Below are 16,288 nucleotides of genomic sequence, written 5' to 3'. Positions count from 1 at the left end.
CCGCCCTGGGCTCAGGCGCGACCGGCCGAGCCGAACTCGCGCATCCGGCGCGCGACCATGCCGCGGAATCCGTCGATCCCGGCGCGCAACTGCTCGCTCGGCTCCACGACCGCGGGACGCTCGCTCAGGAACTCCCGCAGCGCCGCGGTCCACGCGAGGTGCGAGTCGGTGCCCTGGTTGATCTTTCGGATGCCGGCGGCGACGCCCTCGCTCTTCTGCTCCGGCGAGATGCCGTACGAGGGGCGCACCGACCCGCCGTGCGCGTTGATGGTGGCGACGGCCTCCGCCGGCACGGACGAGGAGCCGTGCAGCACGAGGAAGGTGTCGGGCAGTCGTCGTTTGATCTCCGCGATGAGCTCGAGCCGGAGCCGCTGCCCGCCCTCGGCATCCGTGAACTTCACCGAGCCATGGCTCGTGCCCACCGCGACCGCGAGTGCGTCGACGTCGGTCGCCGCGACGAACGACGCCGCCTGATCGGGGTCGGCGAACACGATCTCCTCGACCGTCCCGGTGATCCCGGCCTCCGCCCCGCCGATCGTGCCGAGCTCCCCCTCGACGCTCACGCCCGCCGGATGCGCGAGCTCGACGACTCGCCGGGTGAGCGCGACGTTCTCATCGAAGGACGAGGGCTCGTCGTCGTCGATGTCGCGGCTCGCATCGATCATGACGCTCGTGAATCCGTGGTCGATGGCCCGCGCGCAGTCGTCGTACGTGCGGCCGTGATCGAGGTGCAGCACCACCGGGATGCGGTCGGCGTGCTCGTCGACCAGCCGACGCAGCCGGTGCCACCACGCGGACTCGTCGTCGTAGGCCGACATGCCGGCGATCGCCTGCACGATCACGGGCGAGCGCTCGGCCTCGGCCGCCGCGAGCACCGCGAGGACCTGGTCGAGGCTGGACACGTTGAACGCGCCCACCGCGTACTCCCCCGCCTCGGCCAGGGCGAGCGCTTCTCGGAGTGTCTGCAGCGCCATGAGGTCAGAGCGCTTCGGTGATGCCGAGCTTGTCGTACTCGAGCACGATCGGCGTGTCCGTCAGCGCGCGGGCGTAGGCCTGCACCTTGGCCGCCGACTCGACCGCCACGCTGGTCTTGAACGCGTCGCGCAGGTTCGGGCCGACCGTGAGCAGTCCGTGGTTCGCCCACACGACCGCGTTGAGGTCGCCCATCGCGTCGCACATGTGCTCCCCGAACTCGGTGTTGTTGCTGAGCTCGAACGGCATGATGGGCACGTCGCCCTTGGTGTAGATCACCATGTTCACGAGCGTGCCGAGGATCGGCGATCCCACGACGCCCCACACGTTCGAGAACACGGGCTCGGAGTGCACGATCGCGTTCACATCGGGACGGCGCTTGTACACCGCCATGTGCACGGTGACCTCGCTGGAGGGTCCGAGCCGGCCGTCGATCACCTCGCTGTCGCCGTTCACGAGCACGATGTCGTCCGGCGTCATCCGGTCGTACTCGAGGTCGGTGGGGGTGATGAGGAAGCGGTCGTCGACTCCGGGCACGCGGATGCTGATGTTGCCCTGGGTGTTGAAGTTCAGGCCGTACTCCATCGACCGCAGGCAGTAGTCGAGGATCTCCTTCCGGGCGGCGTCGATGTCGAATCCCGTGCGGGACAGCGTGTCGGTCATGGCGTGTTCTCCTTCTGATGGGCAGGTGTGTTCTGAGGGTCTGAGAGGGGCTGTCGGGCAGGCGCTGCGAGATGAGCGGCGATGTCGCGGGTCGCGCGATAGAGGTCGCGGTAGGCGCGGCGCTGCCGTTCGTACCAATCGGAGTGCTCGGCGGTCGGCTCGGCGACGGCCGCCGTGGTCGGTGCGAGGAGCGGGGCCGGATCGGCGCCGAGCGCGGATGCTGCGAACATCGCCGCTCCGCGCGCGGAGGCATCGGCGGTCACGGGTGTGAGCGACCGCCCCGCGGCATCCGCTCTGGCCTGGAGAGCCGCGGCGTTCTCCGAGCCCGAACCGGTCACGATCAGATCGCCGGTGGCGACTCCGTGGGCGGAGAAGGCGTCGAGGATGGTGCGGAACTCGAACCCCGCGGACTCGGCGACCGCCCGCGCGATCTCGGGCACCGTCGTCTCGAGCGTGAGGCCGTGCAGCACCCCTCGCGCCTGCGGGTCGTTGTCGAGCGTGCCGCTTCCCGCGAGGTACGGCAGCAGGAGCAGGGCCGGCGGATACGGGCTGAGAGTGCCGAACACCGCGCCGACCGTCGAGCCGACGATGCCCGCGAACCACTGCAGCGCCCACCCGCCCGCGGCGATGCCTGCCAGCGTGATCCATCGTTCCTCGTCGATCCGGTACGAGGCGAAGCCCGTCGCCTCGAGGCCCGCCGGCCGCGAGGCCGAGCCGACCGTGAGGCAGTCGCTCGATCCGAACGCGACGACCGAGCGGATGCCGGCAGCGCCGCCCGCTCCGAGGAACGCGGCGGCCTGGTCGTGCGCGCCGGCGACCACGAGCACGTCGCCCGAGAGCCCCAGCCGCTCCGCCGTCGGCCCCGTGACCGCGCCGATCACCTGACCCCCGGCGACGGGTGTCGGCAGCCGATCCTCGGTGCTCCACGGCGCCGTGTCGGCGAAGGCGGCGAGCAGCTCCGGGCTCCACCGTCCCGTGGCGACGTCGAGCAGACCCGTGCGCGCCGCCTGCGAGAGGTCGATACCGGCGACGCCGGTCCATCGCTCGGCGAGCAGGTCTCCCATGCAGCGGTAGCCCGCGGCATCCCGCCACGGCTCATCGCCCGCGGCGATCTTGAACACCGAGAACATGCCGTGCAGCGGCTGCCCGGTGATCCCCGCGAAGCGTTCGGCGCCGATGGTCCTGCCGAGAGCGGCCGCCGCGTCGTGCCCGCGGGCGTCCATGCTCACCGCGACGGGGGCGAGCGGCTCCCCCGCCGCGTCGATCGGCACGACGGCCTCGCCCAGCACGCTGAACGCGAGCGCCGCGACGGGGTCGCCGTGCGCCCGCGCAGCGGCAGCCGCGGACCGGACGACCGATTCGGCCGCGGCGATGAGCGCCCCCGCATCCAGCTCGACGCGATCCCGCGCCGGCCGCTGGAGCTCGAGAGTCGCTGCGGCGCTGCCGATCTCGCGACCGTCGAGAGAGAACGCCATGGCACGCACCCCGCTCGTGCCGAGGTCGAGCCCCAGGACGCTCACTTGATCGCCCCCGAGAGCCCGTTCACCAGGTACTTCTGGATGAAGACGAACAGCAGCACGACCGGCACCGAGATGAGCACGAGGATCGCGAACAGGGCGCCCGGCTGCGACAGGTACATGCCCCGGTACGCGAGCGGCACGAGCGTGAGCGGCTTGAGCTCGTTGTCGCCGAGCGTGACGAGCGGGAGCAGGAAGTCGTTCCAGCTCATCATGGTCTGCCACACCGCGACCACCGCGAGCGCGGGCTTGCCGAGCGGCAGGTAGATGCGCCAGAAGATCTGCCACGCGCTGGCGCCGTCGAGTCGGGCGGCCTCGTAGGTCTCGAGCGGGATCGCGAGGTAGGAGGTGCGGATGATGATGACCGCGAACGGCAGGCCCAGGGCGGTGTACACGAGCACGAGACCCGCGATGTTGTTGTACAGCTGCATGGACTGCAGGATGCGGAAGGTCGCGACGACGATGCTCGACATCGGCAGGATCAGCGCGAGGATGAGGACCCCGAAGATCAGTGCCTTGAGGGGCACACGGAGCCGAGCGAGGGCGAACGCCGCCATCGAGCCGAGCAGGCACACCAACACGACCGAGGGGACAGTGATCAGCAGGCTGTTGAGCAGATGCAGCAGGATCGGGTTCTGCTCCCAGATGGTCAGGTAGTTCCGGAGGCTGAACTCCTGCGGGAACATCCCGAAGAACTGCGTCGTCGGATTGTTCGGCGGCATGAGCGAGAGCCCGACGACCATGATGATCGGGATCAGCCACAGCACGGCGAGCGGCACGAGCACGACGTGCAGCCAGCCCACACGGCGACCGGGGGCTCCATGGCTGCGCGCCGCCCGACGCCGGGTCTCGGGGACGATCAGCGTCCTGGTCTCGCTCATTTCTCGTCTCCCGTGATGAATCCGGCTCCGAAGACGCGCACCATCGACAGCGAGCTGACGACCGCGATCACGAGGAGCACGACGCTGATGGTCGAGGCGTAGCCGACGTTCTGCAACTGGAAGGCCTCGAGGAACGCGAAGGTCGGCAGCATCTCCGAGGCGTGGTTCGGGCCGCCCTGAGTCAGCACGTACACGAGCTCGAAGGTCTTGAGCGACCCGATGATCCCGAGCAGCACGAGCGACAGCGTCGTCGTCTTCAGCAGCGGGAAGGTGATGCGGACCATGGTCTGGAATCCGTTCGCGCCGTCGATGCGGGCGGCCTCCACGAGGCTCGGGTCGATCAGCTGGAGGCCGGCGAGGTAGAACAGCATCGAGAAGCCGGTCCACATCCAGACGTTCACGAAGATGACCGCGAAGATCGCCGTCTGCGGATCGCTGAGGTAGTTCCCACCGAGGAATTCGAGGCCCGTGGCCTCGCCGAGGCTGGTGAGGACGCCGTTGAACGGGTCGAGGATGCGCTGCCAGACGATGCCGACCACGACCGGCGACAGGATCGCCGGGATGAAGAAGATCGCGCGGTACAGGGTGCTGCCGCGAAGCCCCTGGTTGAGGGCGACGGCGAGCAGGAAGCCGATGAGCGCCTGCGGGATGATGGTCAGCACGATCCAGAACGCCGAGTTGCGCAGCGTGATGAGGAACGTGGGGTCCTGGAACAGCTCTCCATAGTTGCCGGCTCCGACGAAGGTCCCGGCGTTGACGCCGTCCCAGTCCAGCGTGCTGGCCTGGACGTTGTAGACGATCGGATAGACGACGAAGACGGCGAACAGGATCAGCGTCGGCGCCAGGAAGGCCAGGCCGACCAGACGCTCGCGGGTCAGTGTCTTCACGCGCGCTCCCCTCGAGGCGGGTGGGCGCCGTCGCGGATCCGGGGCGAGGGGCGCTCCGGATCCGCGACGGCGGGGTCGGTCAGTTCAGCGTGTCCTGCACGGCCTGCACGGAGGCGGCTGCCTCTTCGGGCGTGGAGTCACCCGTGGCGATCGCCGCGAGGGCGTCGGCCACGGCCTGGTCGAGCTTGGGCGACTCGAAGTAGCGCGAGTACTGGACCTTCGGGAGCCACTCGTCCACGAAGAGGTTCCAGATGTCCTCCTGCTTCTGGCTCGTGAACTCCTCGGGCGACAGACCGGTCACGGCGGGCACGTCGTTCATGGTGTTGACGAGCTTCTGCGCGCCGGAACCGGCGATGAAGTCGGTGAGCACCTTGCAGGCGAGCTCCGGGTTCGCGGTGTCCTTCGAGATGCCGAGGCTCACGTCGATGCCGCCGACGAACTGCGACTCGGCGGCTCCGCCCGGGATGGTCGGGAACAGGAACGGCTCGTAGCCGGCCATGCCCTCGGAGAGCGGCGGGATGTCGGACTTGGTCGGGTCGGACTGCTGGATCCACCAGGCGCCGAGCGGGATCATCGCGGCGTTGCCCGCCTCGAACTGGTTGACGGCCGAGGGGTAGGCGTCGAGGCCGATCGCGCCGTCCTGGGCGATGCCGTCGGTGAAGAGCTTGCCCCAGTACGAGAAGGACTCGACGATCGCGGGGTCGGTCCACGGGATCGTCCCGTCCTCGGCCTCGTAGACGGTACCGGGCGAGACGTTGTTCGCGATCTGCAGGAAGACCACGTTGCGCAGCCAGGAGTCCTTGGCCGGCAGGAGGAAGGGGGCGGCGTCTCCCCCGGAGAGCTCCGCCGTGACGCTCTTCAGGTCGTCCCAGGTCTTCGGGACCTCGAGTCCGGCGTCGTCGAAGATGTTCGAGTTCGCCCAGAGGTTCACGGTCTGGGTGAGGATCGGCAGCGAGTAGAAGTTCTCGTCGCCCTCGGGGTTGCCCATGCGGGACTGCTCGATGCCGATCGGGTAGAACTTGTCCTGCCAGTCGTCGCCCCAGGTCTCGGCGGCGCAGTCCTGCAGCGGCATGAGGTTGTCGCGGTACTGCTGGGTGAGCGCGCCCGGGTTGCAGTCCCACGATGTCGGGCATCGTGTTCGAGCTCGCGCGGCTCTGCAGGTCGACGAGGTACTCCGGGTAGTTGAAGATCGTCGCGTCGATCGACGATCCCTCGTTCTCGGCCTCGAAGGCCTCGATCATCTGGCGCGTGGTCTGCTCGATCGGGCTCCACGAGCGGAACGTCACGGTGTCGGCGTCTCCCCCGCCACCGGTCTGGGTGGGTGCGGCACCACCGGCACAGGCTGTCAGTCCCACGGCTGCTGCGCCGGCGACGGCGACGGCCAGGCTCTTTCTGAGCTTCATTCGCAAACCCCTTACATCGTCGTAGAAGTTATCGGCGTGCGCCGAACGACGTCAGTTTAGGTTTATTTGCGTATTTTGGACCAGGAAATCAGCCCAACTTGGTGAAACTCTTTCTGTTCTTGTGTTTTCTGATCTCGGGTCTTTCGATTTCACAAGCGACAGCGGGGACGATCCGCGATTCTTTGGGATCGCGGGGTTTGCGAACTCACAGCCCGCCCGTCCGCCGCCCGTCCGACCGCCCGCCCGCCCGCACACAGCTTCGGAGACCGTGCGTGGCACGCCGTGAAGACGACGGATGCCGCGGCGTGTCGGCCGCGGCATCCGAAATTGTGCCCGGGGAACGGGCGGAGGACGAGATCAGCGGTGCGCCGCCACGACCTGCGCGACCGCGGAGCGCTCGGCGTCGGTCGGCTCGGCGATCGCCATGCGGCAGTGCGCGTCGGCAACCTCGAGCACGCGGTACGCCTCCTTCATGCGGGCCATGTCGCCGCCGATCAGCGACACCACGTCGTCGACCGCCGCCTGGGCCGCGGCGATCGCGGCGGGATCGCCCGCACGACCGGCGTCGGCCAGCGCGCGGAACGGCTTCGGCGTCACCGAGGAGACGCCCGACACGACGCCCTGCGCACCGGCGTCCACCGCCGCGATGAGGTCGCGATCCGCGCCCGTGTAGAGCTCGAAGTCCGCGGGCACCGCCTCGCGGTAGGCCGCGATGTCGTCGAGGCTCAGCTCGCTGACCTTGGCGCCGACGACGTTCGGCAGCTGCGCGAGCCGCACCAGCAGATCGACCGAGACCGGGTTGCCGCTGCGCGCCGGGTAGATGTACACGTACAGACGCCCGTCGCCGACGGCATCCGACACCTTCTCGAAGTACTCGAAGATCGCGTCGTCCGAGGACTTCAGGTAGTACGGCGTGAGCGCGGCGAACTCGGTGGCGCCCAGACCCTTCGCGATCTCGACCAGGCGGAGCGCCTCGAACGTGCTGGGCCGCCCGACGTGCACGATCACGCGCATGCGGTCGGCGAGCTCCTCCAGCGCGGTGCGCACGAGTGCCGTGAACTCCTCGACGTCGACCGCCGGGAACTCCCCCGTCGTGCCGAGCACGAAGGCCCCCTCGTTGCCGGACTCCCCCACGAACCGGAAGATCGACCGCGAGCCCTCGAGGTCGAGGCTCCCGTCGCGGTGGAACGCGGTGGGGATGGCGGTGAGGATGTCGTAACGGGTCACTTCTCGTTCTCCTTGGAACTGGTGCGCGGCTTCCGGCGCGCGCGGGCGGTGTCGTCGGTGCGGACCGTCGAGGTCAGCAGGTCGGGCTGCGCGGCGAGCTCGTCGTGCGCACGCTCGATCTGCTCGCGGCTCTCGTCGTCGAGGATCGAGTCCTCGAGCGAGGCACGCTCGGCACGCGGCTTTCGGGCGGCCCGGATCGCGGGCATCACGATCGAGAACACGGCGAGGGCGAGCAGCACGATCGCGATCGGGCTCACGACCTCGAAGAACGGCCGGGTCGGGAGGATCGCCAGGGTCCGCGCGAGGTTCTCCTCGGCGAGCGGGCCGAGCAGGAGGCCGAGCACCACGGGGCCTGCGGGCACCTGCATCCGCTTGAGCAGCACGCCGATCACACCGAACACGAGCATCGTCACGACGGTCGACAGGCTGTTGGACGTCGCGTACGTGCCGATGATGCAGAAGATCAGGATGCCGCTCCACAGGTACGGCTGCGGCACGTCGAGCAGCTTGACCATGCCCTTCATGCGCACGAGGCTCAGCAGCAGCGACAGGATCGTCGCTGTCAGCATGATGCCGACGATCGACACGACGAGGTCGGGCCGGTTGGTGAACAGCGTCGGTCCGGGCGTGATTCCCCAGATGATCATCGAGCCGATCATGACGGCCATGACCGAGTCGCCGGGGATGCCGAGCGCCATCGTGGTCGTCAGCGAGCCGCCGAGCGTCGCGCTGGAGGCCGTGTCGGAGGCGGCGACACCCTCGATCGACCCCTTCCCGAACAGCTCGGGACGCTTCGACGCCTTGCGCGCCCGCTCCCATCCGATGAGTCCGGCGATGTCGCCGCCGGCCGCCGGGATCAGCCCCACGCCGAGGCCCACCGCGCCCCCGACCGCGGTCGCCCGGCCGCTCTGGCGCAGCTCGGAGCGGTTCGGCCACCAGCGGCCGAGGCTCGAGATCGGGCGCACGGTGCTCTTGCGGTACGTGAGCAGCTGGTCGAACAGCTCGGCGATGCCGAAGAGCCCGATGATCACGGCGATGAAGTTCACTCCCTCGACCAGTTCGAGAACCCCGAAGGTGAAACGCTGATCGGCGGTCGCGGCGTACGTGCCGACCGTGCCGAGCATGAGGCCGAAGAGGCCGGCGAGGATGCCCTTGAGCATCGACTTCGACGAGATGCCGATCATGATCGAGATGCCGAACACCACGAGCGCGAACAGCTCCGGCGACTTGAAGTAGTCGCGGGCGAAGCTCGCGATCGGCACGGCCGCGACCGAGAACAGCACGAGCGAGGCGAGGATGCCGACGGCGGAGACGATCGCGGAGATCGTGAGCGCCAGTCCGGCGCGGCCCTGCTTCGCCATCGGATACCCGTCGAGCGTGGTGGCGATCGACGCGGGCGTGCCCGGAGTGTTGATGAGGATCGAGGGCACCCGGTCGCCGAAGTTCGCTGCGACGTAGATCGTGAGCAGAACCGCGAGGCCCTGCACGGGCTCGAGCGTCATCGTGAAGCCGGCGGCGAGTGCGACGGCCATGGTCGCGGTGATGCCGGGGAAGGCTCCGACCATGAAGCCGAGCACGAGGCCCACGAGCATGTAGAGCAGGATCGAGATGTCGAGGAGCGAGTTCAGCCCCTCCATGAGCGCGTTCACAGGGGAATCCTCAGGAGCATCCCGAACACGACGTACACGAACGCCGTGACGGAGACGGAGTAGATGACGAGGCTCAGCCAGCGGCGGTGGCCGTAGAGGAGCATGAGGCCGGCCATCAGGAGGGCCGCCGCGATCGGGAAGACCTCGATGCGGTAGCCGAACAGGATGACGGAGCCGAGCGACCACAGCGCGATGAACGCGCCGGAGATCGCCAGCGTCGCGATGACGCGGACGTAGCCGCCTGGTTGGATGCGCTCGAGGTCCTCGCGACCCGGTGCTGGGCGGGCGAGGGCCATCGCGAGGATCGCGAGGGCGACCACGACCGCCGTGACGGCGATGACCAGGGGCCAGAATCGGGCGTCGATCTGACCGGGGGCCGCCTCACGGCGCAGCGGGATCTGCGAGGCGAGGGCGAGGTATCCGGAGGTGACGGCCAGGGAGACGACGCCGAAGAGGATCTCGAGCGGGCGGGACGCGGGCGCGCCCTGGTACGCGTCGCCGGAGTCGACGGCCGCGTCGACGGCGCCGGATGCGGGGGTGTCGGGAGTCGACATCGATGCTCCTCGGGGGTGACGGCTGGTCGGGGAACCGCGGGGCCGGCGCGAACCGGCCCCGCGATCCGCTCAGCCCAGGAGGTCCTTGAACAGCGCGAACTGCTCGTCGACGAAGGTGGTCCACGCGGCGGAGTCGCGGTAGACCACGAGGTTGCCGGCGTCCTTCTGGAACTTCTGGTAGCCGTCGGACTCGACGGCCTCCTTGACGGCGGCCTCGAGGGTGCTCTTGACGTCGTCCGGAAGGTCCTTCGGCGCGTAGATCCCGCCCCAGCCGCCGAACTGCACGTCCTCGCCCACGGCCTCCTCGACCGTCGGCACGTCCTCGGCGTCGGGGTGGCGCTCGTCGTTCATGACGGCGAGGATCCGCACGGCCTCACCCTGCGCGAGGGCCTCGCCCAGGCCCGAGACGGCGGCGACGGTCTCGCCCGATGCCGCGGCGGAGACCGCGGTGGCTCCGCCGTCGTAGGGCACGGGCGTGAACTCGGCGTCGGTCGCGTCGCCGAGTCCGATCGTCGCGGCCTCCCAGATCGAGCCCGCTCCGGAATTGGCGACCGTGACGGCGCCGGACGTCGCCCGGTCGACCAGGTCCTCGAGCGACTCGATGCCGCTGTTCGCGCCGACCGTGATGACGCCCGGTGCGAGCATGATCTGTCCCAGCAGGGTGAAGTCGTCGGGCAGGACGTTCGCGCTCTGGGTGGTGTTGAGCATCGCGATCTCGACCGGCGCGAACCCGATCACGTAGCCGTCGGGGTCCTGCGATCCGACGTACTCCATCGCGAGGGCGCCGGCGGCGCCCGGCATGTTCTCGGGGATCACGCTGACGCCGAGAATGCCCTCGAGCTCGGTCGCGAGCGCGCGCGACGACAGGTCGGATCCGCCGCCGGGGTTGGCCTGGATGATGAGGCGGATGTCGTTCTCGGGGAATGCCGACGCGGCATCCTCTCCCTCTTCGACCTTGGTGCAGGCGGACAGGACGAGAGCCGTGGCTGCGACGGCGGCGATCGCGGCGGCCGCCCGGGTGATGCGCATGCGGGGCATCTTTGCTCCTCTACGTGGGTCGACCGTGTTGTCGACGTCACCGAGGCTAACAGTGTTGACTGTTAACAGTCAACACTGGAGAGGTCACGGAGCGATCACGGCGCTCGCGGCCGTCGCGGACGTGCCCGCTACCCCCGACCCGAGATCTCGCTGAGCATGCGCGCCCGAGCCCCGTCGAGATGCGCCGCGAGCACCTCGGCAGCCGCCTCAGGCGTCCCCTCGCGCATCACGCGCATGAGGGTCACGTGGTCGCCCGAGGACTCGTGGAGGTCCTCGTCGTGATTGATCGTGACCTCCAGCAGCGCCGCGAAGGTCGGCAAGTACTGGTGCCAGGCGCCTTCGAGCCGCGCGTGATCCGCGAGCACGTAGATCTGCGAGTGGAACTCGAGGTCGGCCGCCACGAACGCCGCATGGTCTCCGGCATCCGCGGCCGCGCCCATCCGCTCCACGGCAGCCGCCATGGGTGCCCAGCGATCGTCATCCTCGACCCGCATCGCCCGCGCCAGCGCGAGCTGCTCCAACGCGCCGCGCAGACTGTAGAGCTGATCGACGTCGTCGGGCGCGAGTCCCACGATGTACACGCCCCGCGGGCGCTGCACCTCGACGAGCTTCTCGAAGCTCAGCTGCACGAGGGCGTCGCGGATCGGGCCGCGGCTCACCGAGAACTCCTCGGCGAGCGCCTCCTCGGTGATGCGCGATCCGGCGGCGAGCTCGCCCCGCACGATTCGCTGCCGCAGCACGCGGGCCACCTGTGCGCCGAGGGACTCCCCGCGCTGGACGGTCTGTGTCACGATGACCTCCTGTTAACTGTTGACAGGATACACAGCGGGCGCGGCGACACGCGCGCCACGACCGGCGATCCGGCCCGCACCCTCAGACGGCTTCCGTAGACTCGCCGGATGGCGCGACCCGAGCGCCGACATGGCGCGACCCGAGCGCCGGGGAAGGATGCGAGACGACGGTGAGGGCGCGAGCTGTCTTCGGCGCACTGCGCCTCGCCGCAGCGACCGCGTGCACCGTCGCCCTCGTGCACCGCCTGTTCTGGGGGCTCAGCTCCCGCACGATCGCGGGCGACAACTTCTTCGCCTACCTCACGGTGCAGTCGAACTGCGCCCTCGTCGTCGTGCTCGTGATCGGCGCGGCCCTCGCGTTCGCCCGCGCCGCCGACCCGCGGTGGTTCACGGTCGCGCTGGCGCTCGTTCTGACGTGGACCATCACCGCCGGACTCGCGTTCGCGCTCATCGTCTGGCAGGCCGGGCTCCGCGGCATCCGCGTCGACGTGCCGTGGTCGGATCAGGTGCTGCACTTCTACCTGCCCGCGTGCACCGCGCTCGCGTGGGTGCTCACGCCCGGTCACCGCGGCGTGCCGTGGTGGGTCGTGCCGACCGCGCTGGCGTTCCCGCTCGCCTGGGGAGGCGTCACACTGTGGCGCGGCCCGCTGGTCGGCTGGTACCCGTACTACTTCCTCGACCCGCGGCAGGTCTCCGGACCGCCGGAGTTCCTCGTGACCAGCGCGATCGCGCTCGCGATCTTCGCCGCGGTGGCATCCGTGATCGTGCTCGTCAGCCGGATGCGGCGACGCGGCCACGAGCGCATCCCGGTCTGACGGGGCGGAGCCGGGACGCCCGCGTCAGGGCGTCGCCAGGAACGGCGCGAGTGAGGTGACCGCGGCCTCGAGCACCTCGGTGTCGTCGAGCTCCGCGAACGTCTGCGCGTCCTCGCCGCCGACGATCCCCACGACGACGGTCTCGCCGGTCACCGGGGAGAGGTCGATCCAGGTGCGGATCAGTGCGTCGCCGCCGACCACGTGCCACACGCCGGCCGTCGCCTCCGGGGCGGGCGAGGCCTCGACGGCGTCGCCCGAAGGATCCGCGGCGACGGCGAACGGCGACTCCTCGAACCGCATCCACACGGTCTCGATGCGACCCATGCCGAGCTCGGCGATCGCGCCGCGGTGCGAGAACGGCAGCGCCGGGGCGAACTGCAGCCCCTCACCCTTCAGCACGCCGAGCGGCACCGTGATGACCACGCGGTCGAACGACAGCGACTCCCCCGTCGCTATCCCGAGGCTCACGCCCGCGTCGTCGTAGGCGACGCGGGACACGGGCGACGACAGGCTCACCCTCGCGCCGTCGAGCAGGTCGTCGAGCACGGCGCCGAGATCGCCGAGGGGCGCGGTGCGCTCGGTCGGCGGCAGCGCGGGCGGGAACCACGTCGACGCGTCATCGGCGTCGGAGCCGGATGCCGACGACACGGCCGCGAGCAGCGCGGCGAGCCCCGCGTCCTCGACGTCGACGCCGGCCTCGGCGAGCGCATCGGCGAGCGAGACATCGGCGGGCCTCTGCTGTCCCGCGTCGATCGCGGCGCGGACCGGCTCGTCGGACACGGCGTCGACCGCCCCCTCGGCCGACCGCCACGACGACGTCGAGACGGTGGCCGAGCGGATGTCGAGACGGGTGAGCTGTGCGAGCATCTCGGCGTCCGCGGCGCCGAGGAGCCATCCGCCGAGCTGGGCGGGCACCGGCCAGGTCTTCTCGTCGACCACGGACTGCACGCGGCCGCCGACCCGGTCACGCGCTTCGAAGACCATGACCTCTGCCCCGGCGGAGACCAGGCGCGCGGTCGCCGCAGCTCCGGCGAGCCCCGCGCCGATCACGGCGATCCGCTCTCCGGTCCCGGCGACGCGCAGCACATCCTCGGCGGCGCGGTCGCCGGACCGCAACGCGGCGTCGATCGTGCCCGGCGCCTCGGCATCCGTCGCCTCCCCGGCCAGGAACAGGCGGTCCTCGACGGGCTCGGCGAGAGCCTCCCGGGCGCTCTGCTGGGTGCCGACGGGCGTGAAGCTCGCGGCCCCGAGGGAGAACGGATCCGTGGTCCACGCGCTGCGCGCGAACGCGGCGGGGCTGATCGCGCCGCCCGTCGGACGCGGCGTGGGGGTCGGTGTGGGCGTGGGCGACGGCGCCGGCTCGGGCGTGCAGGAGGCCAGCAGGACTCCCAGGACGCCGGCTCCGGCGCCGACCAGCAGGGTGCGACGCGTCATCCTCATCGTGTCGCAACGATACCGCGCGCGGATGTGTGGGGCGCGTTCCGACCGGCACCCTCAGCGGATCACGAGCTCCGGGGTGATGAGCGCGTGCGCGGATCCGGGCTCGAGTCGGCGGGGAGCGACGACGTCGCCGGTCGGCCCCATGAGCAGCTCGAGGATCGCCTGAGCGACGTCCTCGGGGCGCTGCTCGACGCTCGAGAATCCGAGCGCCTCGGCCGTGGGCGTGTTGTCGAAGCCGACCACGGGCACGCTCAGCCGCGCGTCGGCGAGGGCGAGCAGCGCCCCCACCGCGAGTGAGTCGCTCGCGCAGACGAGCGCGTCGAGGCGGGTGCCGTCCGCGAGCACCCGCGCCACGGCTTCGCGAGCGCCGGTCACGGACTCCTCGGAGATCACGCGCAGACCGCGCGCTCCGGCATCCGCGATCGTCTCACGCCACCCGCGCTCCCGGTCGTCGCCTGTGCCCGATCCGTGCGGCCAGCCGAGGAACGCCACGGTGTCGCCGAAGCCGAGCGCATGCGCGGTCGCGGCCCGTGTCCCGGCGGCTCCGTCGACGTCGACCCACAGGTGCGTGGGGTCGGCGATGTCGTCGTCGCCCCAGGGGCGGCCGAAGGAGATGAACGGCAGGCCGACGGCATCCAGGCTCCCGACGCGGGGGTCGTCGCGCTCGGTGGCGGTGAGGATGGCCGCGTCGATCTCCGACCCCTCCCACAGCTCGGTGAGCCGGCTCAGCTCCTCCTGCGGCGAGCGCGCGGCGTAGACGAGCATCCGCATGCCGCGCGCGCTGGCGCGCTCGGTGATGGCGTGCACGAAGCGGTCGAGCACGACGCCGGACACCCCGCCGAGGTAGGGGTCGAGGCGGATGCCGATGGTCGAGCTGCGACGCAGGCGCAGCCGTCTCGCGGCGGCGTGACGTCGGTAGCCGAGCGCGTCGATCGCGGCGAGCACGCGCTCGCGCGTCTCGGGGCGGACGATGTCGGGGGTGTTGAGCACGTTCGACACCGTCTGCCGGGAGACGCCTGCGTGTGCGGCGACGTCTTCGACCGTGGGCGCCTTCGCCATCGCTCTCCTCGCTCCGTGCGGGCTTGACATGCCCGCGTGACCGCACCTAGCCTATTCCACGCGGAGTTTGATCGTTCAAATTACACCCGGACCGCAACGATCACAGCCTCTCGCAGTGACTCATCAAAGGAGAGAGACCATGACACGGCACACCACACGCGCCCTCGTCGGCACCGGAGCGGTACTGATCGCCAGCACGCTCGTCCTCACCGGATGCGGCTCCGGCTTCTCGGGCGGCGACTCCGGCGGCGACTCCGAGGGCCTCACCTCCTCGGACGACGCGCTCACGATCCTCATCGGCTCCTCCGGCGACGCCGAGACCGCCGCCGTGCAGTCCGCGGTCGACGCGTGGTCGAAGGACTCCGGCACCGAGGTCGACGTGCAGGTCGCGAGCGACCTCGCCCAGGAGCTCTCGCAGGGCTTCGCGGCCGGAAAGCCCGCCGACCTCTTCTACCTCGCCCCCGAGCAGATGGCCGGCTTCGCGAAGAACGGCTCGCTGCAGGCCTACGGCGATGAGCTCTCGAACAAGGACGACTTCTACCCCTCGCTCGTCGAGAACTTCACGCTCGACGGCACGTTCTACTGCGCTCCCAAGGACTTCTCGACCCTCGCGCTCGTGATCAACAGCCAGATGTGGGCGGATGCCGGTCTCACCGACGCCGACCTGCCGAAGACGTGGGACGACCTCGCGACCGTCGCGCAGAAGCTCACGACCCCCGAGCACGTCGGACTCTCCTTCGGCGCCGAGTACCAGCGTGTCGGCACGTTCATGGCGCAGGCGGGCGGCGGCCTCGTCGACGACGGCACCGCGATCGCCGACGACCAGGCGAACGTCGACGCGCTCGACTACGTCAAGACGCACCTCGACGACGGCACCTTCGCCTACGCCAAGGACGTCGGCGCCGGATGGGGCGGCGAGGCGCTCGGAAAGGGCATGGCCGCGATGGTGATCGAGGGCAACTGGATCACCGGCGCCATGGAGAACGACTTCAGCTCGGTCGACTACACCGTCGCCGAGCTGCCCGAAGGCCCGGGCGGTGCGGGCACCCTGCAGTTCACGAACTGCTGGGGCATGGCCGCCGACAGCCCCAACCAGCAGGCCGCGCTCGACCTCGTCGAGCACCTCACGAGTGCAGACAGCCAGCTCGCATTCTCGAAGGCCTTCGGCCCGATGCCGTCGATCGCCTCGGCGGCCGACCAGTGGACCTCCGACAACCCCGCGCTCGCACCGTTCCTCGCGGGTGCCGACTACGCGCAGTTCCCGCCGAACCAGGACGGCGCCGCCGACGTGGTCGCCGACTTCAACGCCCAGCTCGAGTCGCTGAAGACGGGCGACCCCGCGCAGATCCTCGGCACCGTGCAGTCGAACCTCGAAGCGATCGTCGAGTAACC

Annotated in this window: 15 protein-coding genes; 2 read left to right on the top strand and 13 right to left on the bottom strand. The window is 70.1% G+C overall.

Going from position 1 to position 16,288, the window contains the following annotated elements; translation table 11 throughout:
* Positions 1–11: 11 nt before the first annotated feature.
* The 11 genes from AKH00_RS07405 to AKH00_RS07355 all read right to left on the bottom strand — a co-directional run bounded on the left by AKH00_RS07405 (position 12) and on the right by AKH00_RS07355 (position 11,582).
* Positions 12–974, bottom strand: coding sequence for a ketose-bisphosphate aldolase (locus tag AKH00_RS07405; RefSeq protein ID WP_050722118.1), 963 nt, complete (start codon positions 972–974; stop codon positions 12–14).
* 4 nt (positions 975–978) lie between these two features.
* Complete coding sequence (locus AKH00_RS07400; protein ID WP_050722117.1) at positions 979–1,635, bottom strand: class II aldolase/adducin family protein; 657 nt, start codon at positions 1,633–1,635, stop codon at positions 979–981.
* Entirely contained in the window at positions 1,632–3,155 is a 1,524-nt protein-coding gene (locus tag AKH00_RS07395; protein WP_050722116.1) for an FGGY-family carbohydrate kinase, read from the bottom strand. The genes AKH00_RS07400 and AKH00_RS07395 overlap by 4 nt, the downstream gene beginning before the upstream one ends.
* Complete coding sequence (locus AKH00_RS07390) at positions 3,152–4,033, bottom strand: carbohydrate ABC transporter permease (protein WP_050722115.1); 882 nt, start codon at positions 4,031–4,033, stop codon at positions 3,152–3,154. The genes AKH00_RS07395 and AKH00_RS07390 overlap by 4 nt, the downstream gene beginning before the upstream one ends.
* A complete protein-coding gene (locus AKH00_RS07385; RefSeq protein WP_050722114.1) occupies positions 4,030–4,920 on the bottom strand; it encodes a carbohydrate ABC transporter permease in 891 nt (296 codons plus the stop codon). The genes AKH00_RS07390 and AKH00_RS07385 overlap by 4 nt, the downstream gene beginning before the upstream one ends.
* Before the next feature lie 79 nt (positions 4,921–4,999).
* Entirely contained in the window at positions 5,000–5,992 is a 993-nt protein-coding gene (locus AKH00_RS07380; RefSeq protein WP_050722113.1) for an ABC transporter substrate-binding protein, read from the bottom strand.
* A gap of 688 nt (positions 5,993–6,680) precedes the next feature.
* Complete coding sequence (locus tag AKH00_RS07375) at positions 6,681–7,550, bottom strand: dihydrodipicolinate synthase family protein (protein ID WP_050722112.1); 870 nt, start codon at positions 7,548–7,550, stop codon at positions 6,681–6,683.
* The gene (locus AKH00_RS07370) at positions 7,547–9,199 is read right to left on the bottom strand and encodes a tripartite tricarboxylate transporter permease (RefSeq protein ID WP_050722111.1); all 1,653 of its coding nucleotides are present in this window, start codon (positions 9,197–9,199) and stop codon (positions 7,547–7,549) included. Before AKH00_RS07370 ends, AKH00_RS07375 begins: the two co-directional genes overlap by 4 nt.
* On the bottom strand, positions 9,196–9,753 hold the full coding sequence (locus tag AKH00_RS07365; RefSeq protein WP_050722110.1) for a tripartite tricarboxylate transporter TctB family protein: 558 nt from the start codon (positions 9,751–9,753) through the stop codon (positions 9,196–9,198). Before AKH00_RS07365 ends, AKH00_RS07370 begins: the two co-directional genes overlap by 4 nt.
* 69 nt (positions 9,754–9,822) lie before the next feature.
* A complete protein-coding gene (locus AKH00_RS07360) occupies positions 9,823–10,791 on the bottom strand; it encodes a tripartite tricarboxylate transporter substrate binding protein (RefSeq protein ID WP_050722109.1) in 969 nt (322 codons plus the stop codon).
* 128 nt (positions 10,792–10,919) lie between these two features.
* A complete protein-coding gene (locus AKH00_RS07355; protein ID WP_050722108.1) occupies positions 10,920–11,582 on the bottom strand; it encodes a GntR family transcriptional regulator in 663 nt (220 codons plus the stop codon).
* Between the two features lie 170 nt (positions 11,583–11,752).
* On the opposite strand from AKH00_RS07355, the gene AKH00_RS07350 reads away from it, so the two are divergent.
* The gene (locus tag AKH00_RS07350) at positions 11,753–12,397 is read left to right on the top strand and encodes a Pr6Pr family membrane protein (RefSeq protein ID WP_152926135.1); all 645 of its coding nucleotides are present in this window, start codon (positions 11,753–11,755) and stop codon (positions 12,395–12,397) included.
* A 24-nt stretch (positions 12,398–12,421) separates the two neighbouring features.
* On the opposite strand, the gene AKH00_RS07345 is transcribed toward AKH00_RS07350, so the two are convergent.
* Together AKH00_RS07345 and AKH00_RS07340 are read right to left on the bottom strand one after the other, a co-directional pair.
* A complete protein-coding gene (locus AKH00_RS07345; protein WP_235556717.1) occupies positions 12,422–13,831 on the bottom strand; it encodes a flavin monoamine oxidase family protein in 1,410 nt (469 codons plus the stop codon).
* Positions 13,832–13,891: 60 nt separating this feature from the next.
* Positions 13,892–14,896 (bottom strand): LacI family DNA-binding transcriptional regulator, encoded by a 1,005-nt coding sequence (locus tag AKH00_RS07340; RefSeq protein WP_050722106.1) that lies wholly within the window; start codon positions 14,894–14,896, stop codon positions 13,892–13,894.
* Positions 14,897–15,035: 139 nt separating this feature from the next.
* Here AKH00_RS07340 and AKH00_RS07335 point away from each other — a divergent pair, with 139 nt between their 5' ends.
* On the top strand, positions 15,036–16,286 hold the full coding sequence (locus AKH00_RS07335; protein WP_050722105.1) for a sugar ABC transporter substrate-binding protein: 1,251 nt from the start codon (positions 15,036–15,038) through the stop codon (positions 16,284–16,286).
* Positions 16,287–16,288 lie beyond the last annotated feature (2 nt).

The organism is Microbacterium sp. GCS4, assembly GCF_001262495.1.
Lineage (GTDB): Bacteria > Actinomycetota > Actinomycetes > Actinomycetales > Microbacteriaceae > Microbacterium.
The sequence above is the reverse complement of the archived record's forward strand: the minus strand, read 5'-3'. Positions and strand labels throughout refer to the sequence as shown.